The sequence below is a fragment of the Psychrobacillus sp. FSL W7-1457 genome, assembly GCF_038593405.1.
In the GTDB taxonomy this organism is placed as follows: domain Bacteria; phylum Bacillota; class Bacilli; order Bacillales_A; family Planococcaceae; genus Psychrobacillus.
The window spans coordinates 1,595,793-1,620,144 of record NZ_CP151993.1; the positions used below are offsets into that span (position 1 = coordinate 1,595,793).

The 24,352-nt window shown below is 39.3% G+C and carries 21 protein-coding genes and 1 tRNA gene; 19 read left to right on the forward strand and 3 right to left on the reverse strand.

Translation table 11 applies throughout. The features are described from left to right. The first annotated feature begins 128 nt into the window (after positions 1–128). Positions 129–1,232: a DUF3883 domain-containing protein gene (locus tag NSQ95_RS07540; protein ID WP_342560621.1), complete on the forward strand. Its 1,104-nt coding sequence runs from the start codon at positions 129–131 to the stop codon at positions 1,230–1,232. A 350-nt stretch (positions 1,233–1,582) separates the two neighbouring features. On the opposite strand, the gene NSQ95_RS07545 is transcribed toward NSQ95_RS07540, so the two are convergent. Together NSQ95_RS07545 and NSQ95_RS07550 are read right to left on the reverse strand one after the other, a co-directional pair. Beyond that, positions 1,583–2,584: a tyrosine-type recombinase/integrase gene (locus NSQ95_RS07545; protein ID WP_342560622.1), complete on the reverse strand. Its 1,002-nt coding sequence runs from the start codon at positions 2,582–2,584 to the stop codon at positions 1,583–1,585. Between the two features lie 139 nt (positions 2,585–2,723). Beyond that, a tRNA-Val gene (locus tag NSQ95_RS07550) sits at positions 2,724–2,796 on the reverse strand. A 165-nt stretch (positions 2,797–2,961) separates the two neighbouring features. Between NSQ95_RS07550 and NSQ95_RS07555 the strand changes: the two genes are divergently transcribed. Together NSQ95_RS07555 and NSQ95_RS07560 are read left to right on the forward strand one after the other, a co-directional pair. Next, on the forward strand, positions 2,962–4,023 hold the full coding sequence (locus NSQ95_RS07555) for a nitric oxide synthase oxygenase (RefSeq protein WP_342560623.1): 1,062 nt from the start codon (positions 2,962–2,964) through the stop codon (positions 4,021–4,023). 197 nt (positions 4,024–4,220) lie between these two features. Beyond that, the gene (locus NSQ95_RS07560) at positions 4,221–4,604 is read left to right on the forward strand and encodes a VOC family protein (protein ID WP_342560624.1); all 384 of its coding nucleotides are present in this window, start codon (positions 4,221–4,223) and stop codon (positions 4,602–4,604) included. A 147-nt stretch (positions 4,605–4,751) separates the two neighbouring features. On the opposite strand, the gene NSQ95_RS07565 is transcribed toward NSQ95_RS07560, so the two are convergent. Next, positions 4,752–5,963: an MFS transporter gene (locus NSQ95_RS07565; RefSeq protein ID WP_342560625.1), complete on the reverse strand. Its 1,212-nt coding sequence runs from the start codon at positions 5,961–5,963 to the stop codon at positions 4,752–4,754. 263 nt (positions 5,964–6,226) lie between these two features. Here NSQ95_RS07565 and NSQ95_RS07570 point away from each other — a divergent pair, with 263 nt between their 5' ends. The 16 genes from NSQ95_RS07570 to glnA all read left to right on the forward strand — a co-directional run bounded on the left by NSQ95_RS07570 (position 6,227) and on the right by glnA (position 24,253). After that, a complete protein-coding gene (locus NSQ95_RS07570; RefSeq protein WP_342560626.1) occupies positions 6,227–7,027 on the forward strand; it encodes an ABC transporter ATP-binding protein in 801 nt (266 codons plus the stop codon). Next, positions 7,020–8,657, forward strand: coding sequence for a hypothetical protein (locus tag NSQ95_RS07575; RefSeq protein WP_342560627.1), 1,638 nt, complete (start codon positions 7,020–7,022; stop codon positions 8,655–8,657). The genes NSQ95_RS07570 and NSQ95_RS07575 overlap by 8 nt, the downstream gene beginning before the upstream one ends. Position 8,658: 1 nt before the next feature. Beyond that, positions 8,659–9,231 carry a nucleotidyltransferase family protein gene (locus NSQ95_RS07580; RefSeq protein WP_342560796.1) on the forward strand — a complete coding sequence of 191 codons (573 nt, stop codon included), beginning with the start codon at positions 8,659–8,661 and terminating at the stop codon, positions 9,229–9,231. Between the two features lie 16 nt (positions 9,232–9,247). Next, on the forward strand, positions 9,248–9,604 hold the full coding sequence (locus NSQ95_RS07585) for a hypothetical protein (protein ID WP_342560628.1): 357 nt from the start codon (positions 9,248–9,250) through the stop codon (positions 9,602–9,604). 469 nt (positions 9,605–10,073) lie between these two features. Continuing rightward, positions 10,074–10,631 (forward strand): outer spore coat protein CotE, encoded by a 558-nt coding sequence (cotE, locus tag NSQ95_RS07590; protein ID WP_251557107.1) that lies wholly within the window; start codon positions 10,074–10,076, stop codon positions 10,629–10,631. Between the two features lie 241 nt (positions 10,632–10,872). Continuing rightward, on the forward strand, positions 10,873–13,461 hold the full coding sequence (gene mutS / locus NSQ95_RS07595) for a DNA mismatch repair protein MutS (RefSeq protein WP_298472216.1): 2,589 nt from the start codon (positions 10,873–10,875) through the stop codon (positions 13,459–13,461). A 22-nt stretch (positions 13,462–13,483) separates the two neighbouring features. Next, entirely contained in the window at positions 13,484–15,313 is a 1,830-nt protein-coding gene (gene mutL, locus NSQ95_RS07600) for a DNA mismatch repair endonuclease MutL (protein ID WP_342560629.1), read from the forward strand. Positions 15,314–15,323: 10 nt separating this feature from the next. Further along, on the forward strand, positions 15,324–16,838 hold the full coding sequence (glpK, locus tag NSQ95_RS07605) for a glycerol kinase GlpK (RefSeq protein WP_342560630.1): 1,515 nt from the start codon (positions 15,324–15,326) through the stop codon (positions 16,836–16,838). Next, positions 16,835–18,487, forward strand: coding sequence for a glycerol-3-phosphate dehydrogenase/oxidase (locus tag NSQ95_RS07610; RefSeq protein WP_342560631.1), 1,653 nt, complete (start codon positions 16,835–16,837; stop codon positions 18,485–18,487). The genes glpK and NSQ95_RS07610 overlap by 4 nt, the downstream gene beginning before the upstream one ends. Next, positions 18,484–19,404 carry an alpha/beta hydrolase gene (locus NSQ95_RS07615; RefSeq protein WP_342560632.1) on the forward strand — a complete coding sequence of 307 codons (921 nt, stop codon included), beginning with the start codon at positions 18,484–18,486 and terminating at the stop codon, positions 19,402–19,404. The genes NSQ95_RS07610 and NSQ95_RS07615 overlap by 4 nt, the downstream gene beginning before the upstream one ends. Then, the gene (miaA, locus tag NSQ95_RS07620) at positions 19,397–20,317 is read left to right on the forward strand and encodes a tRNA (adenosine(37)-N6)-dimethylallyltransferase MiaA (protein WP_342560633.1); all 921 of its coding nucleotides are present in this window, start codon (positions 19,397–19,399) and stop codon (positions 20,315–20,317) included. Before NSQ95_RS07615 ends, miaA begins: the two co-directional genes overlap by 8 nt. Before the next feature lie 59 nt (positions 20,318–20,376). Further along, complete coding sequence (gene hfq / locus NSQ95_RS07625; RefSeq protein ID WP_144541813.1) at positions 20,377–20,598, forward strand: RNA chaperone Hfq; 222 nt, start codon at positions 20,377–20,379, stop codon at positions 20,596–20,598. A 76-nt stretch (positions 20,599–20,674) separates the two neighbouring features. Next, entirely contained in the window at positions 20,675–20,974 is a 300-nt protein-coding gene (locus tag NSQ95_RS07630) for a rhodanese-like domain-containing protein (RefSeq protein ID WP_342560634.1), read from the forward strand. Between the two features lie 130 nt (positions 20,975–21,104). Continuing rightward, complete coding sequence (locus tag NSQ95_RS07635) at positions 21,105–22,355, forward strand: methionine gamma-lyase family protein (protein ID WP_298472226.1); 1,251 nt, start codon at positions 21,105–21,107, stop codon at positions 22,353–22,355. A gap of 136 nt (positions 22,356–22,491) precedes the next feature. Then, positions 22,492–22,875: a MerR family transcriptional regulator gene (locus tag NSQ95_RS07640; protein WP_169361155.1), complete on the forward strand. Its 384-nt coding sequence runs from the start codon at positions 22,492–22,494 to the stop codon at positions 22,873–22,875. Between the two features lie 43 nt (positions 22,876–22,918). Beyond that, a complete protein-coding gene (gene glnA, locus NSQ95_RS07645; RefSeq protein ID WP_342560635.1) occupies positions 22,919–24,253 on the forward strand; it encodes a type I glutamate--ammonia ligase in 1,335 nt (444 codons plus the stop codon). Positions 24,254–24,352 lie beyond the last annotated feature (99 nt).

Genomic DNA, 24,352 nt, shown 5'->3' on the forward strand with positions numbered 1-24,352 from the left:
GTATATAAGTGAGAATAAAAAATGTCTCAAATCATTTTGAGTATACTTCTGCATTAATTATAAATGATTAAATTGTTTCATTAAAAGTAATGTTATGATATGTAGATTGAAACTTTGGAGGGTGTTTAATGAAACGAAAATTTATTGTAATGCAAAATGCTTCACATAAAGAGGAAATTGGAAATGGATTTATGTGGTCTCCTCAAAAAAATAAAGTTGGTGGGAAGAACCATTCTTACGAAAGAATGAAAGAAATTAGAAATGGAGACATAATTGTTAGTTGTTATGATAAAGCTGTACGAGCAATTGGTATTGCCACTTCATCTTGTTATGAAAATAATCGGCCTACTGAACTGGAAAATTTCGGTCAATGGAACCAAGCAGGATATAGAGTAGATGTAAATTATACGGTTTTAGAAAATCCAATTAAAATAGAAGATATTTGGGAGGAAATGAAGAGATATCGGCCTGATCATTATTCTGCTTTCCAAGAAGATGGTCGTGGAAACCAAGCATATCTATTCCCATGCCCAGAAGAATGGTACGAAATTATTGTAAGGTATCTAGGAATTGAAATTCTAGAAGAAGTAGAAGAAGTAGAAGAAATAGAAGAAATAGAAGAAATAGAAGAAATAGAAGAAATAGAAGAAATAGAAGGAGATATTACAGAAGAACATAAGATGAGTTCAACTTTTGAGGAAGGACAAATAAAGGTAGATAAAAGAATGAACACTAAGAAAAAAAAAGATAGAGTTGTCAGTCCTGAGGATATTCAAAAAGACATGACAAAAAGAAAAAAGATTGGAAATATAGCTGAAGAAAAAGTATTTTCATATATGAAGAGGAAAGTAGCTGAAGCTTTTGGACAAGAGTGGGCTGAAAAGGTTAAACATGTAGCTAAAACCCAAGACGGTCTAGGATATGACATTGAAGCCTTTGATTATCGACAATCAGAGTTTCCACCCAAACCTACAAAAGTAGAAGTTAAAGGAACGACATCTAAAGATAGAGGTAGTTCTTATTTCATCTCATTTCCTGAACTTGAAAAATTTATTAAACATAAAGAAGAATTATGGGTTGTTAGAGTTTTTGGTGTGACAAAACAAGAGAATTTGATTATGGAAATTGATGATGATTTTAAACAATATAATAGTGCCGCTGATTTACTTATTAGGAAATATAGATATATACCTCAGGTTGTAGAAATTTTAGGAACAAAAGTAGAAGGTTAAGAAGAACAAGGAAAACATCTAAAGATAGTAGGGAATATTAGAAGAAATATATGTTGAAGAAACTGTACAGATCAATACAGCTCTTTTTCCTAAAGATCGATCTAATCTATTGGCAAGTTTAAAAGTCGATAGAAATAATGTCTAACATGTACAGCGAGTGATGTGGGTACGAGGTACATCATCAAGCCAAGTGAGTAGATATGTTATAAACCCTAATAGAGAAAACGTTGATTTAACAATATTCTTTACTGTATTTAGAGTTTGACTGCTACTAGAAATTTCATTATTAAAAGAGATACTTCCATCAGATAGGTTGTATCTCTTTTTGAGTAATCCTGAAAAAATTAATTCTAGATATTAATGAAATTAGTCAAACTGTACCTCCGAGCTGCAACAATTATGGAGTTGTCGGCAATGTGTGCATAGCGTTTAACCATGTCGTATTTTGAATGACCAAGAATTAATCTTAATTCCTCTAAACCACCTCCATTTTCAAGCCATTTAGTGGCGGAAGTGTGTCTAAACAAATGAGGATGGACATTCTTATCTAAATTTGCTAACTTAGCGTATTGTTTGAGACGCTGATTGTAATTTTGTCGATTATAAAAGCTATATTCACTAACTGCAAATATAAACTCGCTGTGGAATCCATATTCATTTTCTTTTATTAATTGATTCAACAGGTTAATTACCTTTTTGCTAACTGGGACTGTTCGAGCTTTTCGATTTTTGGCTACACTAGCACGAATAATTATGAGACCCGCTTCTATATTGAGATCAGCTTTCCTCAAAGTAACTGCTTCTGATACTCGTAACATAGTATCAAGAAGAAACAAAGTTAAAACGTAGTCCCTGAAAGTAGTATAGGCATTTTTATCTATTACAGCTAATAATGCATTTATCTCTTTTTCTGTAAGTACTTCAATTAATTCTTCTGGTTCATGTACTTTTTTGATGTGTAGTAGTGGGTTTGATGTTACCAATTGATTTTGTAAGAGAGTGCTAAACAACACTTTCATAGTTTTGATACGAGTGTTAATAGTAGAAGGCTTTAAGCCAATCTCTTTTACCTCCCTAGTTTTAATATCTTTAAAACGAATATGTTCGAATTGCATATACATAATCCATTCCCTAAACAATTCTGTATTTATTGTCTCAATTAGAAATGAATAATTCTTTAGTAGTAAATAATCACAAAAGAATTGGAAGTTCTCCTTATATTGATTCAATGTACCTTCTGAAATACCTTCTGACGATTTAATACTCATAAATTTTCTAAATAAATTACGAATATCGTTTTCCTGTGCGTTACTTTGTGAAGAAGTGATTTTAGTATTACGTCTTTTCTTCATGTTGTTCCTCCTTGGCCTCCACCCTGACAGGGTCTAAGTAGAACTACCCTGCCACCTCTAAAATAAGAAAAACCCTGTAGGTATCAGCGATAGTAAACGTTGATATAACAGGGTTTTATTATGTGTTTCTTGCATAAGATGGTCCCGACTGGTCTCGAACCAGCGACCCCCATCTTGTCGAGGTGGTGCTCTCCCAACTGAGCTACAAGACCGGATTTTGAAGTTAATCTGATTTTATCATATACCAGAGTTGGTAGTATATAGTTTTTTCTTTTTATCCAAATGTGGTGTCATAAATTCCTCACATATAAACTAGAAGTGGTACTTGTTTGGGACTGCTCCCTTCCACTAAGATGGAAGAGATAGTGGGAGGGGCTATGATCATGTTAACTGAAGCGCAGGAGTTTATAAGACTTTATTACATAGAGACAGGTAAAGAGGAACACGAGATGGTTGCTCGCCTGGAAGAAATAGAAGATGAAATCAATCTGAGTGGCACATATGTACATACAACGGAGGAGCTGGAGTTCGGGGCTAAAGTTGCTTGGCGTAATAGTAATAAATGCATCGGTCGTTTGTTTTGGCAAAGTCTGACTGTTTTCGATAAGCGAGATTTATGTAAGGAAGAAGACATTTTCAAGGCATTGCTTGACCATATCGAGTACGCTACGAACGGCGGAAGAATAAGACCGACGATTACTATTTTTTCACCGAAAGATGTTCGTGTTTGGAATCACCAGCTCATTCGTTATGCTGGCTATGAAACCGAGGAGGGAGTCATTGGAGATTCTGACTCCCTTGCTTTTACGAAAGTATGCGAAGGGCTCGGCTGGAAAGGGGAGGGTACTAACTTTGATGTGCTCCCGCTTGTCATTCAAGTGAATAATCAACCCCCAAAGATCTTTAACATTCCGGATTCGTATATTTTAGAGGTTCCTTTCCGGCATCCAGAAATGGATTGGTTTCAAGACCTACACTTAAAATGGTATGCCGTTCCGATGATTTCTAGCATGAAGCTAGAAGTTGGGGGTATAACGTACGCAGCTGCTCCATTTAACGGCTGGTATATGGGAACAGAGATAGGTGCACGCAATCTCGCGGATGATTATCGATATAATATGCTGCCAATCATTGCTAAGCAAATGGGCTTGAACACGAAGTCGAATGCCTCTCTTTGGAAAGACCGTGCATTGGTCGAACTGAATGCTGCTGTTTTATATTCCTTTAAGGAGGATGGGGTGAGTATCGTGGATCATCATACTGCTGCTCATCAATTTAAAAAGTTTGAGGAAATAGAACGGGATGCAGGCAGAGACGTTACTGGGAACTGGGCTTGGCTCATTCCACCGATGTCTCCAGCAACAACCCATATCTTTCATAAGAAGTATCAAAATGAAAAAGTGACACCAAACTATTCCTATCAGTCATCCCCATATTAAATATCCAAGTAGCAGACCATCAATTATATTGGTGGTCTTTTGTTAATGGTAAGGAAACATAGAATCTTCTTCAAGGTAAAAGGATTATGTTATAAGAACATAGAATAAGTTAATATAAGTAAATTTTAATATGTTGTACTTTATTTATAATGTTGCTAGTTGAGTCAATTTCTAAAATAAAAAAAGGAGGTGAGCTTTTGTCTAAAGCTATAGAGAATAGAATAGATACGATTTTTATCCATGTTTCTGATTTAGAGCGTTCCATACAATGGTATAGCAATTTACTTGGCATCGAAGTAATGAAAACAAATCATACAGGTCCAATATATACCTTTAATATGGGGGAGAACAGACCCGGGTTAACGCTTGATAATCATTGCTTGGATGAAGATTATACATTCATCCCATCTAATCAGCCACTTTTTATCTTTAATTGCACTGACATTGAGGAAGCTTTTCTGCATGTTAGTAGCATGGGAGCTGAAATGGTTACGGATATTATAAGGTACCCTGATCTATCTGAGTTCTCCTTTAAAGATCCCGATGGGAACATATTAATGGTTTGTACTTGTTTTACTTAGTTCCAAACAATAAATAGCTCGCTGGTTAGATTTAACTTCCGGATAAGGTCACTATTGAAATAATAGCCAGCTCTCCTAATTTCTCACTTGTTCAGTACGAATTGCAAAAGAGTAGGTCTGAGTTATAGTCAGAACCTACTCTATATTTTATGCTTCAGTTTCAATCTCTGATACAAATCGATTTCTTCCGGCATGCATTCCCGCAAAGAACAGTAGAATAGCGGTTGTGATGAATAAAAACAATGGTGTATGCCAGCTTCCAGTCGTATCGTGAACAAACCCAAAGAATACTGGTCCGATTGCAGCAAGTAAATAGCCGATAGATTGCGCGACACCAGATAAGTCTGCAGCCTCCATCGGTGTTCTTGATCTAAGAGAGAAGAACATCATAACTAATCCAAATGAAGCCCCGCCCCCTAATCCTAGGAATACCATCCATAGTAACGCTAGTGAAAGACTTCCGTATAACAACCCCATAAAACCAATCAAATAACAAATCGTAAATACTGCTACCAGTATTCTTTGATCCTTCATCCGCCCTGCTAGGATTGGAATAAGAAAGGTCATAGGGAGCTGTGAAAATTGCATGATGGATAGCATCCAGCCCGATTTCCCAGCCTCCATTCCTTGTGTCTGCAATATTTCCGGAATCCATGCAGCAGTTGTATAAAAGATAAGGGATTGGAATCCCATACATAAAGTAATAGTCCAGGTTAAAGGAGATTTCAAGATAGATTTAGCTTTTATAGGATTGGCTTCGGGTATATCCGGGACAATTTGCTGCTTCCTTTTAATTTGGGGTACCCAAACGAGGCAGGCGATGACAGCTAAAATAGACCAGATTCCTAATGCTCCTTGCCAACCAAGGAATGTTCCTTTTGCAATGGGATAACTAATGCCAGCTCCAATGCCAGCAGAAAGATTCATAGAAACGGTGAAAATACCTGTAAGCAACCCGATTTGTAAAGGGAACTTAAGCTTGATGAAGCTGGGTATTAACACATTTCCAAACGCAATTGCGATTCCGATTAAAGCTGTGCCAAACAATAAGAAGAAGGGAGTGCCGATGGAGCGGATAGCAATTCCGAACGCAAGCAGTGAAATAGCAAGAAATAATGTCATTTCCATTCCAAGACGACGTGCTACTCTAGGTGCAAATGGTGATATAACCGCGAAGGCAAGCAATGGAATCGTCGTGATAAAACCTGCCAACACATTGGAGATATCAAGCCCATCCCTAATATAGGATATAATCGGTCCCACCGCGGTAAGGGGTGCTCGCAATGTAGAGGAGATGAATATAATCCCTATGACCAATACGGCAATAGATTTTTTATTTATTTCTGAGGTAGTCAACAATACTATTTCTCTCCTCACAACATTTATGTACTTTGATATTAGAAAATCCTACACGCTTTATCTGAAAATTTCAATAGCAATAGCTTCAAAATCATAAAGAGCAAACGCAAAGACTATGTATAATATGTTACACTTAATATGTAAAAATTTTGAATAATTGCATTTCATAATACTAAATAAAAGATGGGGTAATAGAGAACGGTCGATAGGTGTTCTTTCAATGTAAGCATCACGTATAGAGTTATAAATTAAGGGGGAGTTCCATGGAGACGAATAAGATTTTATCATTAGTAAATGTTTCGAAACAGTTCGGGAACAAGAAAGTGCTTAGCGGGGTGAACTTAGATGTCTATGAAGGTCAGATCATTGGATATATTGGACCGAATGGGGCAGGAAAAAGCACAACTGTAAAGCTAATTTTAGGCTTACTTGATGGGTACTCCGGAATGATTGAGATATTTGGAGAAAATATTAAAAAAAACAATTATACATATAAAAAGAGAATAGGCTATGTTCCTGAAACGGCAGAACTATACGAAAATCTAACAGCCTATGAGTATCTTGTTTTTTTGGGTGAAATGTATGGATTAACAACGGAGGAGGCAGAAAAAAAGGCTTCTTCACTCATGAAGGAATTTGGTCTCGAAGCTGCATTCCACCAACGATTGTCCTCTTTTTCTAAGGGGATGAAACAAAAAGTACTAATCATTTCTAGCTTGCTACACGATCCAGACTTATTATTTTACGATGAGCCATTAAGTGGTTTGGATGCGAATAGTGTGATGGTTATTAAAGAAATTTTAGCTAAGCTTGCAGCACAAGGGAAAACTATATTTTACTCCTCTCATATAATGGATGTCGTTGAGAAAATCAGTAATCGGATTGTACTTTTAGTAAATGGGGAGGTAGTGGCGGACGGAAGCTTTGAAGAGCTTAAGCAACAAAGTCAAAGTCAAGAGGGCTCCTTAGAGGGAATATTTAATCAGCTGACTGGCTTTAACGAACATGAAGAGATTGCAGAACGTTTTGTGCAAACGGTTAGTGGAGGAAACTCACATGAATGATTTTGCATCGCTTAGAGTGCTGGACCGTTTTCGGAAGATATTTTTAAAATTTGATATTGATTATGACACAATGAGGAGAATTTTACAGCTAAAGCTGACAATGGATAGCCGGAGGTTGCCTCCTATATTTAATGGCTCAAAAGAAAAAAAGGATGGAAACCAATTTACGAAGTCCTTATGGGTTTATGGTCTTTTTGGACTTCTTCTGTTAACTCCTTTTCTTTTTTTAGGAGATAACTTTCTTTTTTCTCTCACGATCATGTTCAGTTCTATGTTTGTAATACTCATGACGTCCATGATCTCAGACTTTTCTGCTGTGCTGCTTGATATTCGGGATAAAAATATACTTCAGCCAAAGCCTATTAGCAGTCGTACGATTAATGCAGCCAAAATAATGCACATTTTGATTTATATTTTTCTATTGACTGGTTCCTTCGTGATCATACCGTTAATCGTAAGTATCTTTAAGTTCGGCCCCTTATTTGCCCTTTTATTTTTCATGGAAATAGGGATGATTAGCTGTTTGACGGTTATTTTCACAGCTTTTATAAACTTATTCGTTCTTCGCTTCTTTAGTGGAGAATTTTTGAAGGACGTCATTAATTATGTTCAAATTTTCTTGGCAATAGGGATGGCTGTCAGCTACCAGTTAGTAGGACGCATTTTTGATATTGTCAATCTGGATATCGATTACAGCTTTGCCTGGTGGCATTTATTCCTTCCGCCGTTTTGGTATGCAGCCCCTTTTGAATTGATCTTTAATAACAACTATTCCTTATATATCATTCTTTTTACTATACTTGCACTAATCATTCCGATCATAGCTGTTTTGCTATATGTACGACTAATGCCTACGTTTGAAAACTACTTGTCTAAGCTGCAAAGTGATTCGAATAGAAAAAAGAAAAAAGCTCGAAGACTGACCTCGTTTTGGTCCAGTGTTTTGTGTAGAACAAAGGAAGAAAGAGCTTTTTATAAATTTTCCTCAATGATGCTAAAGGAGGAAAGGGAATTAAAGCTGAAAGTATACCCAATGCTTGGATTTGCCGTTATCTTCCCATTTATCATGCTTTTCAATAATTTAAGAATGAGCAGCTATGAGGAATTGGCTAATGGAAATTCTTTTATGATCATTTACTTTTCACTTATTTTTGTTCCATCAGTAGTACTCTTGCTGGAGTATTCTAATTACTATAAGGCGCACTGGGTATTTTACGTTGCACCTATGCGTAGTAGAGGACTAGTATATAGTGCCACCTTGAAGGCAACAATCATTAATTATTTTTTGCCTATATTAATACCCTTAATCTTAATTTTTCTTTGGATCTTTTCCTTCCGCATATGGATGGATCTAGTAATAGTTTTATTAGTGGCAGTAATTTTATCTCTTGTTTCCTATTGGATGTTCATTAAAGATCCATTTCCTTTTTCCAATGAACCGAAGCAAGCGCAGGAAAGTTCTGTGATTAAAGTGTTTGGTTCGATGTTTTTAGTTGGTGTACTTGCTGTTATTCATATGGTGATTGCGGTGGTTGGCCTCGAATGGTTATACATTTTGGTGCTCATCATTAGTATTTTTATAAGCTGGAAGCTCACATTCTTTCGGAGTAAGGGGGAGGCCAATGTTTAAGATGGATATTCATACGGAGCAAGAGATAATAGCCCTAATAGAAGATGACAAATGGATGATGGATTTACTGAGAGTGGCAGAGCGACTAAATCTTCCCGATTGGTGGATTTGCGCTGGGTTTGTTCGGTCGAAAATATGGGATACGCTACATGGATATGATAGACGTACCCCCTTGGCAGATATAGATGTGATTTACTTTGATCCTCATTGCTTGGATGAAGGGGAGGAGAAAAGACTCGAACAGCAGTTGATAGCTTGGAAGCCTGGTATCCCTTGGTCTGTGAAAAACCAGGCAAGGATGCACAAGATAAATAATCTCCCACCTTATAAATCAGCGGAGGACGGGATAGCAAATTTCCCGGAAACAGTCACAGCGTTAGGGGTAAAGTTAGGGGCTGATGGTTTAATCTTAACGGCACCTCATGGTATCGAGGACGTAATTCAAATGCAAGTTCGCCCAGTGCCGGTATTTGTAATGAGCGAAGAACTTCAAGACGTATATAAAAATCGTATGAAGAGCAAGGACTGGAAGGGTAACTGGCCTATGGTTTCTGTACAACATAAATTTCTTTGAAAAAAAGGAGTATTTTATGAGCAAAAAATCTTGGTTTTTACTGTCTTTATCCATACTTATTACATTTGTTATAGTTGTCATTATCCTAAAGCCAAGTGAAACTGATTATGCCAACTGGATGGAAAGTTCCTATCAAGTACACTGCCTTAATTATAATTGCGATACTTTCCAACTAGATGTAAAAGAAGGAGAAGAGCCAGTTATGATGCAGTCTGTTAGAGGCTATGTTTCACCAGGTATATTTATAACGAAAATAGAACGACATTATACAAGTTTTAGCGACTCTTCGTATATTTTAAACGTTGAAGTAGAAGGCTTCTTGGGTAAATTCAAGATTAAAAATGAAGAAATTAAGAACGTGCCAAGAAACTAAAATAGCTAGGACATAATTAGTCAATAAATTAAATAAGGTGAAATCGGCAAATTGATTTCACCTTATACTTCTTTTTATAGCTAGCTTAGCTGATATCTTGAAAGAAATTTCTCCATTCTAGTTGTTTGGTGAGGAGGCGGTGACTCCTGGGGGAACAGCGCGAGCTGAAAGCCTAAGCAGGAGCAAAGCGACGAGGAGATTGAAGCCGTGCCCCGCAGAAAGCGCCCGCCGTATCGGAAAACAACTGCATGTATTGAATAGAAGCCCCGAAAACTTTGCCAGGTCCTAAACATTGCGAGACTTTTTATTTGGAAGAGAATTTTGTCCCAGCTCCTTGTCGAATACATACGAGAAATGAAAAAAGAAATCATATTCTTTCCCTTTTTATCTACACAACATCTTCAAACAGATGAACCGATTGGGCAAACGGTGCATATGATGTTATGACTTGATTACAAGGAGGAAGAACATGAAATATTTGCGACATATCGTGACGAAAGCAGTAGTTGCTAAAGGTAAAAAGAGAACGGAATCTTGTGAGACACTTCGACCACCAAACACACCTTCTAGCATTTTAGGGTGCTGGGTTATTAATCATACGTACCAGTCTAAAAAACACGGGAAATTTGTAGAAGTATCTGGAAAATTCGATATCAACGTGTGGTATGCTCACCACGATCACTCTAAAACATCTGTATTTACGGAGACTGTGAACTATAAGGACCGCATTAAACTAAGCTATAGAGACAAAGATGCCACTGGTGAGGAAGTACATGTACGTGTCATTCAACAGCCAAATTGCACAGAAGCAATTATTGTCAAAGGCTGTGAATTCCAAGTGACGGTAGAGAGAGAGTTACTTGCGGAAGTAGTAGGAGAAACAACTGTTTGTATTCAAGTTTATGATGAAGATTTCGAGGAAGAATGGTCTTACGAGGATGAGAGTTCATCTAGCTCTTCCAGCTCATCTAGTTCATCCAGCTCATCCAGCTCTTCAGACGATTTCCACGATTCATCTTCACTTTAATAAGCCGGCGCTGGCCGGCTTTTTTTTGCTTTAAAGTATGAATTTTTTTTTGAGATACCATAAATTGCATGCACTGGCATGGTCATGTAGCTCTTCTAACTAGTCCCTTCTAATGATTGCAATAGGTCTCCTCTAAAGCTAGTTTTTCCCACAAGAAACATCTAAAAACAAGTCGTATTATGTCTGCGGTGATTATTTAATTTGTTATAATAGGGGGAGTAACAATGAGAAGAGGGAAACAATGACTACAATTACTCCAATGATGCAACAATATTTAAAGATTAAAGAAGACTACATAGATGCTTTTTTGTTTTTCCGTCTCGGTGACTTTTACGAGCTATTCCATGATGATGCGATTAAGGCGGCATCCATCTTGGAAATTACTTTAACAAGCAGAAAGGATGGCATTCCAATGTGTGGAGTGCCACATCATGCTGCACAGAGCTATATAGAGACCCTAATTTCGAAAGGGTATAAGGTAGCGATATGCGAGCAGGTGGAGGATCCGAAGGTTGCTAAAGGTGTGGTTAAACGTGAGGTTGTTCAACTGGTAACTCCAGGTACTCTGATGGAGGGAAAGGCATTACAAAATAAAACGAATTATTTTATTGCCTCAGCAGATTTATTGTCCACGGAGGAGGTTGTCTTTTCCTATTTGGATGTGTCCACAGGTGACGGGTTTACTACTATTATAAAAGGAGACGAGAAGGAAGTCGTTCAGCAGCTCTTGGCGCTACAGGCAAAGGAGTTAATCGTAAGCGAACAATTATACTTAGTGATAAATGACTTATCCTCTATTCACGATTTCACGTTATCCATTGAGCAAGAGGAATTGTCGGATGATGAAGCTGCGAAGTATGTGGTAAATCATCCAGCAGAGACCTATCGTACAGTCAAGCGCTTGTTAAAATACATACAGAAAACACAAAAACGATCATTGCTTCATATTCAACCGTTTAACTTTCAGGAAAGAGAATCATTCCTTGCAATGGATTACCATTCTAAACGTAATTTAGAGCTTGTTTCCTCGATACGAAGCGGAGATCAAAAAGGAACGTTGTTATGGCTTTTAGATGAAACGGTTACTGCTATGGGCGGTAGAAAGCTAAAGCAATGGATTCATCAGCCACTTGCCAATAAAAGTGCGATTGAATCTAGGCTCAATATAGTTACCAGCTTCCTAGATGATTTCATGTTAAGAGAGGACATAAAAGAGCTTTTCAAAGAGGTCTATGATTTAGAACGACTGGTTGGAAGAATCGGCTTTGGAAGTGCTGGAGGACGCGACCTTGCCCAACTTAGACAGTCTCTTTCTAAAATTCCACAGATCAAGCAGCTTTTATTGGAGACACAAGACGAAACGCTACAAGTATTAGGAGAAGCGATTGAAGATTGCCAGGACATTTGGAGAAAGCTAGAGGATGCGATTAGCGAGCAGCCACCAATTTCTGTTAAAGATGGCGGAGTTATAAAAAATGGTTACAATGACCGCTTAGATAAGCTTCGAGATGCTTCTGTTAACGGGAAAAAATGGATTGCAGAGCTCGAGAGAAGAGAACGAGAGATCACTGGGGCTAAAAATTTAAAAATAGGCTATAACCGAGTATTCGGATATTATATTGAGTTAACGAAGTCGAACATTCACTTGGCAGATGAATCAAGATATGTCCGAAAACAGACTCTAGCAAATGCTGAAAGGTATATAACTGATGAGCTCAAGGAGAAGGAATCCCTTATCCTTTCAGCTGAGGATGAAAGCCTAGTTTTAGAGTATGAGCTTTTCTCTGAGCTGCGAGAAGAAATTAAACAATACATCCCACTAGTGCAAAAGCTAGCGAAGCAAATTAGTGAGCTAGATGTGTTCATTTCGTTTGCAGAGGTCGCTGAAAAGCATCGTCTGACAAGACCGATGTTCCATGACTCGAATGCGATGATTATTAAAGAGGGAAGACATCCGGTTGTGGAGAAGATGATGAACAATCAGCTGTATGTCCCAAATGATTGTGTACTGACTGAAAAGGAAAATATGCTACTTATTACTGGACCGAATATGTCAGGTAAGAGTACCTTTATGAGACAGGTAGCCATTACTGTCATAATGGCTCAAATTGGCTGCTACGTGCCTGCTAAATCTGCTGAGCTGCCAATCGTCGATAAAATATTCACTCGAATAGGAGCAGCCGATGACCTGGCAGGGGGACAAAGTACCTTCATGATTGAGATGATGGAATCTCAGCATGCCATAGTCAATGCAACAAGCAAAAGCTTACTATTGTTTGATGAAATCGGACGTGGGACTTCTACTTACGATGGTATGAGCTTAGCCCAGGCCATGATGGAATATATACACGACCATATTGGAGCAAACACGTTGTTCTCCACTCATTATCATGAGCTGACAGAACTAGAGCAAACGTTATCGATGCTACGAAACGTCCATGTGGCTGCTACTGAACAAGATGGTAAGGTAGTGTTCCTACACAAGCTAAAAGAAGGTCCAGCCGATAAAAGCTACGGAATACATGTCGCAGAGCTTGCGCAGCTACCAGAAGAGATTATCTCAAGAGCTCGAGATATCCTGAAGTCGTTTGAACAGCAGGAGAGAAAAGAGTCAAATGAGAGAAACGGGGCAAATACTCAGCTGTCATTTTTTGATGAGGCGGCCTCTTCTGAAGCTCCCGTAGCCATTGTAAAAGCGGAAGAGACTAATGAAGAAGAAAATGAAACAGCAAGAATTATTATGAAAAAGCTTAAAAAGGTCAACATTTCGGGTACAACACCTTTAGAGGCCCTTCAATTATTATACGAGCTACAAAATGAGCTAGATTAAAAAATATAGGTGGTGAGCAACAATGGGGAAAATCGTCGTAATGGAAGAGCTCTTATCTAACAAAATAGCGGCAGGGGAAGTCGTTGAAAGGCCAGCCTCCGTAGTGAAGGAGTTAGTAGAGAATGCCATTGATGCAGAAAGCACCTCCATAGAAATTATGCTAGAGGAGGCAGGATTAGCTAAAATTCAGGTGACAGACAATGGTAAGGGAATGGACGAGGAGGATGCTTTACGTTCCTTCTCCAGACATGCCACTTCCAAAATAATGACGGAGCACGATCTGTTCCGCATACGCTCCTTAGGGTTCCGTGGAGAGGCCTTAGCCAGTATAGCTTCTGTTTCTAAAATCGATCTTTGGACATCAGATGGAGAAAATGTAGGGACTAAGGTTATGCTAGAAGGAGGAAAAGTTATCTCCTGTACTCCTGCCCCAATCCGAAGAGGGACGGACATTGTAGTAAAACAGTTATTTTTCAACACACCAGCTCGACTAAAGTATTTAAAAACGATTCAAACAGAGCTAGGACATACAATTGATTTGATCAATCGCTTAGCGCTTAGCTTTCCTGAAATAGCATTTAAGCTATCTCATAACAATCAGACAATCATACAAACGAGCGGCCGTGGAGACTTAAGACAAGTGCTTGCTTCCATATATGGCGTGTCCAATGCCAAGAAAATGATAAAATTCGAAGCAGAATCGTCGGATTTTAAAATCTCAGGCTATGGAACACTGCCCGAGATTACAAGAGCGTCTAAAAACTATATGACGATTTTGGTTAACGGGCGCTGGGTCAAGCATTACGGATTAAATAATGCCATTGTAGAGGCATATCATACGCTACTACCGATAGGGCGCTTTCCAATTGTCGTTTTAAACATTGAAACAGACCCAATGCTGACTGATGTTAACGTACATCCAGCGAAGCATCAGATTCGTTTGAGTAAGGAAAAGGAACTGATGGAGCTGGTGAAACAAACCATCCGTAAGGTGATGCATCGCGCTCAACAACCACTAGAGATTAAAGAGAAGCCTGTAAAGCCAAAACCTCAGCCAAGTTTCCAGTTTGATTTTTTTAAACAAACATATGAGCCAGTAAAGCAGGAGGTAACGGAGCAGGAAGGTATGTCTGTCACACCTACTCGAAGTGCTGATCAACAACCTGAAATAGAGTCGACTAAATGGGATGACAACACGACAGTCATGGAAGAGAGCTTTCCTACTAATGAGGAACCTTATTCTGAAACTGAACTCGAACTAAGAGACCCGTTTCCCGATTTGCATGTGGTCGGCCAAATCCATGGTACATATATTGTTGCTCAAAGTGAAGATGGATTTTATTTGATTGACCAGCACGCAGCACAGGAACGAGTGAAGTATGAGTATTACAAGGAAAAGGTAGGGGACGTGGATGTAACAGAGCGTCAAGCACTTTTACTGCCACTCACCTTCCATTATTCTTTGGATGAGGCCTATCGTATTAAAGAATCCATCGATGAGCTGCACAAAGTAGGGATATTCTTGGAGGAATTTGGTTCCTCTAGCTTTGTTGTGAGAGATCATCCCGTATGGTTTCCAAAAGGACATGAAACTAAGATTATTGAGGGACTAATCGAGCAAGTATTGACGAATCGCAAAACAGATATTAAAAAGCTCCGGGAAGAAGCGGCAATCATGATGAGCTGTAAGTTATCGATTAAAGCAAACCATTATTTAACGTTACATGACATGGAGCAGCTGCTAGTCAGTCTAAAAAATGCGAAGCATCCTTTGACGTGTCCGCATGGAAGACCAGTCATTGTCCATTTTTCTACGTATGAAATTGAAAAGATGTTCAAACGAGTAATGTAGGAGGGGTTATATGGGAAAATATATTTTATCCATCGATCAAGGTACTACTAGTTCAAGAGCTATTCTATTCGATAAAAAAGGTAATATCGTTCACTCTGCGCAAAAGGAATTCAAGCAACACTTTCCAAAGTCTGGCTGGGTGGAGCATGATGCAAAGGAAATTTGGGGAACGGTACTATCGGTATTGGCAGCAGTATTAACAGAAAGCGGCAGTCAGCCCGGAGACGTCCATGCCATTGGGATTACTAATCAACGCGAAACAACCGTGGTATGGAACAAGCGCACGGGTAAACCTATCTATAATGCAATTGTCTGGCAATCGAGGCAGACCCAATCTATTATTGATGAGCTGAAGAAAGAGAACCTGGAATCCTTCTTCCAGGAAAAAACGGGCTTAAAGCTAGATCCCTATTTTTCGGCAACCAAAGTGAAATGGATATTAGATAATGTCGAGGGGGCAAGAGAACAGGCAGAGGCTGGCGAGCTACTGTTTGGAACCATTGATACATGGCTAATCTGGAAGCTTTCGGATGGAAAGGCTCATGTCACAGATTATTCCAATGCCTCCCGGACAATGCTCTATAATATATTCGAACAAAAGTGGGATCAGGAAATTTGTGAAAAGCTAAATATTCCAATGGGGATGCTCCCTACGATTGCTTCCTCCTCTGAGGTTTATGCGAAAACCGATCCTTCTGTATTCTTTGGTAAGGAGATAGATATAGCAGGTGCTGCAGGTGATCAGCAGGCTGCCTTGTTCGGACAATGCTGTTTTGACAAGGGAATGGCTAAAAATACGTATGGTACTGGTTGCTTCATGCTGTTAAATACCGGAGAGGAAGCGGTAACCTCTGAGAACGGTTTATTGACAACCATTGCATGGGGTATGAATGGGAAGGTGACTTATGCATTAGAGGGAAGCGTTTTTGTCGCCGGTTCTGCCATACAATGGCTTCGTGATGGGCTTCGTATGCTAAAGCATGCGAGTGAATCGGAAAGCTATGCGAAGCGGGTGGATTCAACGGAAGGTGTCTATGTCGTCCCTGCCTTTGTAGGATTAGGAACCCCTTATTGGGATTCTGATGCAAGAGGATCTATATTTGGTCTGACCCGAGGTACGACCAAGGAACACTTTATCCGTGCAACACTTGAGTCTCTTGCCTACCAATCGAAAGACGTTTTAGATACGATGATTAGTGATTCTGGTGTCTCAGTGGAAGTGTTACGCGTAGATGGTGGTGCAGTAAGTAATGAATTCCTCATGCAATTTCAAAGTGACTTGTTACACTTACCCGTAGAGCTTGCAAAACTTAACGAGACAACCGCACTAGGAGCCGCCTTCCTTGCCGGCTTGGCGACAGGGTTCTGGAAGGATGAGCAGGAGCTCTCCGATTTAAGGGAAAGCCAGCGCTTATATGAACCTCAAATGGAGGAAGAAAGAAGAAACCGATTATATAAAGGCTGGAAATTGGCCGTTGAAGCAACGAGATTATTTAAATTTCAGGACGAGGAGTGGAATAAGTGAAATCTTCAGTAGAACGTGAACAAATACTTAATACATTAAACTTTTACGAATTCGATGTTTTAGTTATCGGTGGCGGTATTACAGGAGCGGGCATAGCGCTTGATGCAGTTACAAGAGGGATGTCCGTAGCCTTAGTGGAAATGCAGGACTTTGCAGCTGGTACATCAAGCAGATCGACCAAGCTAATCCATGGTGGTTTGCGTTACCTTAAGCAAATGGAAATTAAAATGGTAGCTGAAGTAGGGAAAGAAAGAGAAATTGTATACGAAAATGCAGTTCATGTCTCTAAACCTACTGGCATGCTACTTCCATTCCATAAGCAAGGAACGTTTGGTCCTGTAAGCACATCCGCTGGATTAAAGCTGTATGATTATTTAGCCGGTGTAAAAAAAGAAGAGCGTCGTCTAATGCTCTCTGCTAAGGAAACACTAGAAAAAGAGCCTTTAGTAAAAAGTAAGGACCTTCTTGGTGGTGGCTACTACGTTGAGTATGTAACGGACGATGCGCGACTAACAATTGAGGTTGTAAAAAAAGCGATTGAAAAAGGAGCCGTATGCTTAAACTATGCTAAGGCAAGATCTTTCCTTTATAGTGATGATAATAAAGTAGTTGGTGCTGAAATAGTAGACATGGTCACAAACAAGAGAATCGCGATCCATGCTAAAAAAGTAGTGAATGCAACTGGACCTTGGGTAGACGGCGTAAGAGCGCTAGACGCAATCGAAAATAAAAAGAAGTTGCGACTAACTAAAGGTATCCACGTAGTAATCGACCAATCTATATTCCCATTGCACCAGGCCATCTATTTTGATACACCTGATAAACGAATGGTATTTGCGATACCTAGAGACGGCAAAACATATGTTGGTACAACCGACACCTTTTTTGAAGGAAAAATTCAAAATCCAGTAGCGACTTTACAGGACGTTGAATATCTATTAGATGCCATCCATTATATGTTCCCTGGTGTCCAAGTAGGAATTGAGCATATTGAATCTACATGGGCAGGTGTTCGTCCTTTAATCTATGAGGATGGCAAGGATCCTTCGGAGATTTCACGGAAAGATGAAATTTGGCAATCGGAGGCGGGACTATTAACAATAGCAGGCGGTAAGCTGACTGGCTATCGTAAAATGGCAGAAACAATCGTCGATAAGATATCGAAACAACTTGGGGATGAAAAGTATGGCCCTTGTGTAACGAAGCATTTGAATTTGTCTGGTGGTGAAATTGGTGGCTCCGAACAATTCGAAGGGTTTGTTGCATTAAAAGAGCAAATCGCTCCTTCCTACGGGTTGACGCAAGAAGAGGGAAGAAGGTTGGCTAAGCTTTACGGCTCTAATGTCGATAAAGTGTTCCAATACGCTCATATCCTCTCTACTGTTCCATCCAATTTGCAATTAGGTTTGCTAGCGCAGATTTACTATGCAGTGCATGAAGAAATGACGTACTCCCCTGTAGACTTCTTGGTAAGAAGAACGGGTATGCTTTATTTCCGTATTGACCAATACAAATTGTATAAAGATGAAGTGCTGAATGTCATGAAGCAATTGCTCCAGTATTCAGAGGAAGAGACCGAAAGTTTTTCGCAACAATTAGAAGAAGCTTTAATGGATGCTATGTTTTCGAAAGGTAGTGTTGTGGAGTGAAGGAAATTTTAGAAGCAAAGATGTCAGACGGACACCTCATTTATGTGATGAGATGTATACCAACTGATACACCAATTGGCCATGTTCACCTTATGCATGGATTGGCTGAGCATATTGAGCGTTACGATGAGTTTGTCGATTTTCTGGTTGATAAGGGTTTTATCGTAAGTGGTCATGATCATCGCGGTCATGGAAAGACGGCTGTAAAGAATGGTCAGTTAGGCTATTTTGCAGACCGTGCTGGCTTTGAAAGAATTACGGAAGATGTACGTGAAGTGCTGTTAACTGTTCGAGAAGGATTAACGAATCTTCCACTTATTTTATTCGGACATAGTATGGGCTCGTTCGTCGCTCGTCGATATATGCAAAAATATAGTGATTCTCTATCTAAAGTCATCCTAAGTGGTTCAGCATATGATCCTGGCGTATTAGGCAACATTGGAAAACTAATTGGTAAAGCAGCTTCTAAGATTAAAACACCACAGGCAGAAAGTCCTTTGCTTAACTCGCTAGCATTTGGCGGATTCAACAAGAAAGTGGCTCATCCGGAAACTCCTTTCGATTGGTTAACTAGAGACGGGGAGGAAGTAAGGAAGTATATAGAGGATCCACTATGTGGTTTTATCCCATCTAACCAGCTATATGTCGATATGTTTGGTGGCATGAGAGCTATTCATAAAGAATCAGAGATTATGAAAGTTCGTAAGGATCTACCAGTACTAATAATAAGTGGAGCAAAGGATCCGGTGGGAAAAGACGGCAAGGATGTATTTAAAGTAGCGGAAGGTATGAAAAAAGTAGGTATGAAAAATATAACCGTGCAATTGATAGAAGATGCAAGGCATGAACTTTTAAAGGAATTAGGGAAAGAGCAAACAATGGAATTTTTATATAAGTGGATGATGAAGGATGAATAGTAATCCAGCAGTTATCGCGATTGTAGGACCAACTGCAGTTGGTAAGACAGCATTAAGTATAGAGCTGGCAAAGTTTTGTGACGGGGAGATCATTAATGGGGATTCTATGCAGGTCTACCGAGAACTTAACATTGGAACAGCGAAAATAGCAAAAGAAGAAATGGAAAATGTTCCACACCATCTGTTGGATATCAAAGATCCGACAGAGGGCTTCTCTGTGGCGGAGTATCAAAGGCTCGTACGAGAAAAGATAAAGGATATTGCCTCTAGAGGAAAAGTACCCATTATTGTTGGGGGGACTGGACTTTATGTTCAGTCGGTTTTATACGATTTCCGCTTTTCAGAGCAGCCAAAGCAAGACAGCTCAAGGGTGAAGGAGCTGGAAGGTATGTCCTCTGAGGTCTTGTATTCGATGCTGCAGGATGTAGATCCAGTGGCTGCGAAGGACATTCACCCGAACAACGTGCAAAGAGTCATTCGGGCAATCGAGAGGCATGAGCTAACTGGAAAGCAAAGAGACGAGATTGAGCAAAACCAAGGCAAGGAAAAGGTTTTTCCGCATTATATCATTGGTCTAACAATCGATCGTGAGATATTATATCAGCGCATAAATAAGCGGGTAGATCTGATGATAGAACAAGGGCTGTTACAGGAAGTAAAAGGTCTTTATGATAAAGGCATAAGAGATGTTCAATCCATTCAAGCAATAGGGTATAAGGAAATCTATGCCTATTTGGATGGGAATTCGACTCTTGAGGATGCCGTGGAAACGCTTAAACAAAATTCTAGAAGGTATGCTAAGCGACAGTTAACCTATTTCCGTAACAAAATGGATATTCAATGGTTCGATCCATTTAATGACCGTGAAAGTATTTTAGAAGAAATTAGTAGGTTCTTGCAGGAAAATCAATAATTTAAGCGAATAGTTAAAGTGATACGTTTTTAAGTGAATTTGCAAACGGGGGTATTGGGATGAAACCAATGAATATTCAAGACAACTATTTAAATCAGTTAAGAAAGAACGAAATCTTTGTAACAGTTTTTCTATTAAATGGCTTTCAACTAAAGGGGACAGTGAAATCATATGATAATTTCACTGTATTGTTCGAGTCTGATGGGAAGCAACAGCTCATTTATAAACATGCGATTTCTACATTTGCTCCATCTAAGCCTGTAAAGCTATCAGAAGAGTAAAATCTAATTCATTGACAGTTCCACTTGCTCCAATTATTATTTGATAGAATCTTTAAATGAAGTGGAGAGGTTATTTATGAAAACTATTACGACAGATGAACTTCTAAAAAAAATAGATGCGGGCGAGCAAGTCAACATTATTGATGTGCGCGAACAAGAGGAAGTAGATGCAGGTATTATTCCTGGAGCTAAGCATATTGCTTTAGGTCAGGTGGAAACTAGCTTGGATCAAATCGACCCGTCCGTTCCTCATTACATAATTTGCAAAGCTGGTGGCCGCAGCGCAATGGCTTGCGAAGTCCTTGAAGAGAATGGCTATGATGTAACGAACGTAACAGGTGGAATGATGGCCTGGGACGGGGAAGTGCAATACTAAATATTTAATGCAATAAGGGGCTAATTTCATTTATTGAAATTAGTCTTTTCTCTTTTATCAAAAACGAGTTTATAAGTATAATTCATCAAACAAAATACAAAGTACAATGAATAGAATTAGGAGATGCATCATGGAATTTACAACTACCTTATCAGAAAAAGTATTGGCTCTGGCAACTTCGGCAGAAGCCAAGATTGCAGATTATCACAAAGAAGTAGAACGTATCGCGTTTCACAATCAACAAAAAGTCCTTCATGCCTTCAAAACACATCATGTGAGTGATCATCATTTTAATCCTTCGACTGGCTATGGCTACGACGATGAAGGTCGGGATACGTTAGAACGAGTATATGCAACAACCTTCGGAGCAGAGGCAGCTCTAGTAAGACCGCAAATCATTAGCGGGACTCATGCAATCTCAATCAGTTTATTTGGTGTTCTTAGACCAAATGATGAGCTGTTATACATAACCGGCAAACCGTATGATACTTTACAGTCGATTGTCAGTGGCGGAGAAGAGGATACGGGCTCTTTAGCTGATTTTGGTATCAGTTATCAGCACGTTGACTTGCTAGAGGAAGGAGCGGTGGATTGGGAAGCAGTTAAAAATGCAATACATGACAAAACCAAGGTGGTCGCCATCCAACGTTCAAAGGGCTATGCTGTTCGTCCTTCTTTCACAGTGTCGCAAATCAAGGAAATGGTAGAAAAAATTAGATCGATTAAGCAGGACGTCATTATTTTTGTAGATAATTGCTATGGAGAATTCGTGGAATCCTTAGAGCCAACTAATGTCGGAGTAGATTTAATGGCAGGTTCTCTGATTAAAAATCCTGGTGGTGGGATTGCTAAAACTGGTGGGTACATTGCAGGAAAAAAAGATTTTGTTACAAAATGCGCTTACAGAATGACTTCTCCGGGTATAGGTTCAGAGGCGGGTGCTTCACTGAACACATTATTAGATATGTATCAGGGATTCTTCCTAGCTCCCCATGTTGTCTCACAGGCAGTTAAAGGCGCAATCTTTACTTCCGCAGTATTGGAGGAAGTAGGTATGTCAACGGAGCCACATTACACTCAAAAACGTACGGATTTAATACAATCCGTCTCCTTTCAGACACCTGAGCAAATGATTCAATTCTGCAAGGCAATCCAAATGCATTCACCCATTAATGCCCAATTTGCCCCAGAGCCGGCCTATATGCCTGGCTACGAGGACGATGTTATTATGGCTGCGGGTACATTTGTGCAAGGCTCAAGCATGGAGCTGACTGCAGATGGTCCGATCAGACCTCCATTTACGGCGTTTATACAAGGTGGGTTAACATACGAACATGTCAAATATGCGATTTTAGGAGCAGTTCAGTCCTTGAATAAATAACAAAAAAATACCACTTTCTAAATATAGAGAGTGGTTTAATTTTTTGAAAATTTTATGTAAGTTTTGCTGACATGGTGTTGACATGTTAGCTAACATCACATATACTATGTTTATAACCTACATAGGAGGTGCAGCGATGGAAAAGGAATGGAGACGTTCCATGCCACTGCTATCGATGAATATTGTCATGCAGCTAACTGGTTTAACCGCTAGACAAATTCGCTATTATGAAGAGCAAGAATTAGTTCAGCCTGCACGGACGGAAGGTAAGCAACGCATGTTCTCACTGGATGATATCGATGTCTTGTTAGAGATTAAAGACCTTCTGAAATCGGGTGTGAACATAGCCGGTATTAAACAAATTTTTGAAATGAAGAAAAATCCTGCAACCTCTAAGGATGTTCGACAAGTAATTTCTGATCAAGAGTTACGCGCCATTGTAAAGGAAGAGATGCGACTGGCACAAAGTCAGCAACGTGCTTCTTTAAGACAAGGGGACTTATCCCGCTTTTTTCGTTAAGTAAGCTTCAACAAAAATATCAAATATTTAGGAGAGTGGAAAAATGAGTAAGTATACTAAAGAAGACATCAAAAAGTTCGTTCAAGAGAATGAGGTGAATTTTATTCGTCTTCAATTTACAGACATACTAGGTACGATTAAAAACGTGGAAATTCCAGTGAGTCAGCTCGATAAAGCTCTTGACAATAAAATGATGTTTGACGGATCTTCTATCGAAGGATTTGTTCGTATAGAAGAATCAGATATGTACTTAGTTCCAGATTTAGACACTTGGGTAGTATTCCCTTGGATTACAGGTAAAGGGAAAGTAGCTCGTCTTATCTGTGATGTTAATAAAGCAGACGGAACTCCATTTGCAGGAGACCCGCGCAGTAACTTAAAACGTATTTTAAAAGAAATGAAAGAGTTAGGATTCACTAGCTTTAACTTAGGGCCAGAGCCAGAATTCTTTCTATTTAAATTAGATGCTCAAGGTGAGCCAACACTTGACTTAAATGACCATGGCGGATATTTCGATTTAGCTCCAATGGACCTTGGAGAAAACTGTCGCCGTGATATCGTTCTTGAATTAGAAGAAATGGGCTTTGAAATTGAAGCGTCTCATCATGAGGTTGCTCCTGGACAGCATGAAATCGACTTCAAATATGCAGACGCAGTAACTGCTTGTGATAACATCCAAACGTTCAAGCTTGTAGTTAAAACAATTGCTCGTAAGCATGGCCTACATGCGACATTCATGCCAAAACCATTATTCGGTGTGAACGGCTCCGGAATGCACTTTAACGTTTCATTGTTCAAAGGGAAAGAAAATGCCTTTTTCGATGAGTCTGCAGATATGCAAATGAGTGAAACAGCAATGCAATTTATGGCTGGTGTATTGAAGCATGTTCAAAGCTTCACTGCTATCACTAACCCAACTGTTAACTCATACAAACGTCTTGTGCCAGGCTACGAAGCACCTTGTTATGTAGCATGGTCAGGTCAAAACCGTAGCCCTTTAATTCGAATTCCTTCTTCTAGAGGCTTAAGTACACGAATCGAGGTTCGCTCGGTAGATCCAGCGGCAAACCCATACCTAGCTATGGCAGTTATTCTTCAAGCTGGATTAGATGGTATTAAAAACAAATTAACACCACCACCAGCTGTAGATCGTAACATTTATGTTATGACAGAAGAAGAACGTATTGAAAATGGTATTCATAACCTACCACCATCATTACACGCTGCTGTTCAAGAGTTAGGCAAAAATGAAATCGTTCGTGGAGCACTAGGTGAACACATCTATGCTAACTTCGTAGAAGCAAAAGAAATCGAATGGGATATGTTCCGTACAACTGTACATCCATGGGAACGTGAGCAATATTTGAAGATGTATTAATAGTAAAGCGTTGGGGCTCTTGGGCTCCAACGCTTTTCTTATTATCGTACGAGAAGCTTATTTGTCGGAAGCAAAAATAAAGAGTTTTTTTCTCTAATG

What these genes read in the sequence shown, in the direction of transcription:
- cotE (WP_251557107.1), top strand. Translation starts at nt 10,074, where the DNA reads ATGAAATATTTGCGACATATCGTGACGAAAGCAGTAGTTGCTAAAGGT.
- NSQ95_RS07570 (WP_342560626.1), top strand. Translation starts at nt 6,227, where the DNA reads ATGGAGACGAATAAGATTTTATCATTAGTAAATGTTTCGAAACAGTTC.
- NSQ95_RS07585 (WP_342560628.1), top strand. Translation starts at nt 9,248, where the DNA reads ATGAGCAAAAAATCTTGGTTTTTACTGTCTTTATCCATACTTATTACA.
- glnA (WP_342560635.1), top strand. Translation starts at nt 22,919, where the DNA reads ATGAGTAAGTATACTAAAGAAGACATCAAAAAGTTCGTTCAAGAGAAT.
- NSQ95_RS07555 (WP_342560623.1), top strand. Translation starts at nt 2,962, where the DNA reads ATGATCATGTTAACTGAAGCGCAGGAGTTTATAAGACTTTATTACATA.
- NSQ95_RS07635 (WP_298472226.1), top strand. Translation starts at nt 21,105, where the DNA reads ATGGAATTTACAACTACCTTATCAGAAAAAGTATTGGCTCTGGCAACT.
- hfq (WP_144541813.1), top strand. Translation starts at nt 20,377, where the DNA reads ATGAAACCAATGAATATTCAAGACAACTATTTAAATCAGTTAAGAAAG.
- glpK (WP_342560630.1), top strand. Translation starts at nt 15,324, where the DNA reads ATGGGAAAATATATTTTATCCATCGATCAAGGTACTACTAGTTCAAGA.
- mutS (WP_298472216.1), top strand. Translation starts at nt 10,873, where the DNA reads ATGACTACAATTACTCCAATGATGCAACAATATTTAAAGATTAAAGAA.
- NSQ95_RS07580 (WP_342560796.1), top strand. Translation starts at nt 8,659, where the DNA reads ATGGATATTCATACGGAGCAAGAGATAATAGCCCTAATAGAAGATGAC.
- mutL (WP_342560629.1), top strand. Translation starts at nt 13,484, where the DNA reads ATGGGGAAAATCGTCGTAATGGAAGAGCTCTTATCTAACAAAATAGCG.
- NSQ95_RS07630 (WP_342560634.1), top strand. Translation starts at nt 20,675, where the DNA reads ATGAAAACTATTACGACAGATGAACTTCTAAAAAAAATAGATGCGGGC.
- NSQ95_RS07640 (WP_169361155.1), top strand. Translation starts at nt 22,492, where the DNA reads ATGGAAAAGGAATGGAGACGTTCCATGCCACTGCTATCGATGAATATT.
- NSQ95_RS07540 (WP_342560621.1), top strand. Translation starts at nt 129, where the DNA reads ATGAAACGAAAATTTATTGTAATGCAAAATGCTTCACATAAAGAGGAA.
- NSQ95_RS07575 (WP_342560627.1), top strand. Translation starts at nt 7,020, where the DNA reads ATGAATGATTTTGCATCGCTTAGAGTGCTGGACCGTTTTCGGAAGATA.
- NSQ95_RS07545 (WP_342560622.1), bottom strand. Translation starts at nt 2,584, where the DNA reads ATGAAGAAAAGACGTAATACTAAAATCACTTCTTCACAAAGTAACGCA.
- miaA (WP_342560633.1), top strand. Translation starts at nt 19,397, where the DNA reads ATGAATAGTAATCCAGCAGTTATCGCGATTGTAGGACCAACTGCAGTT.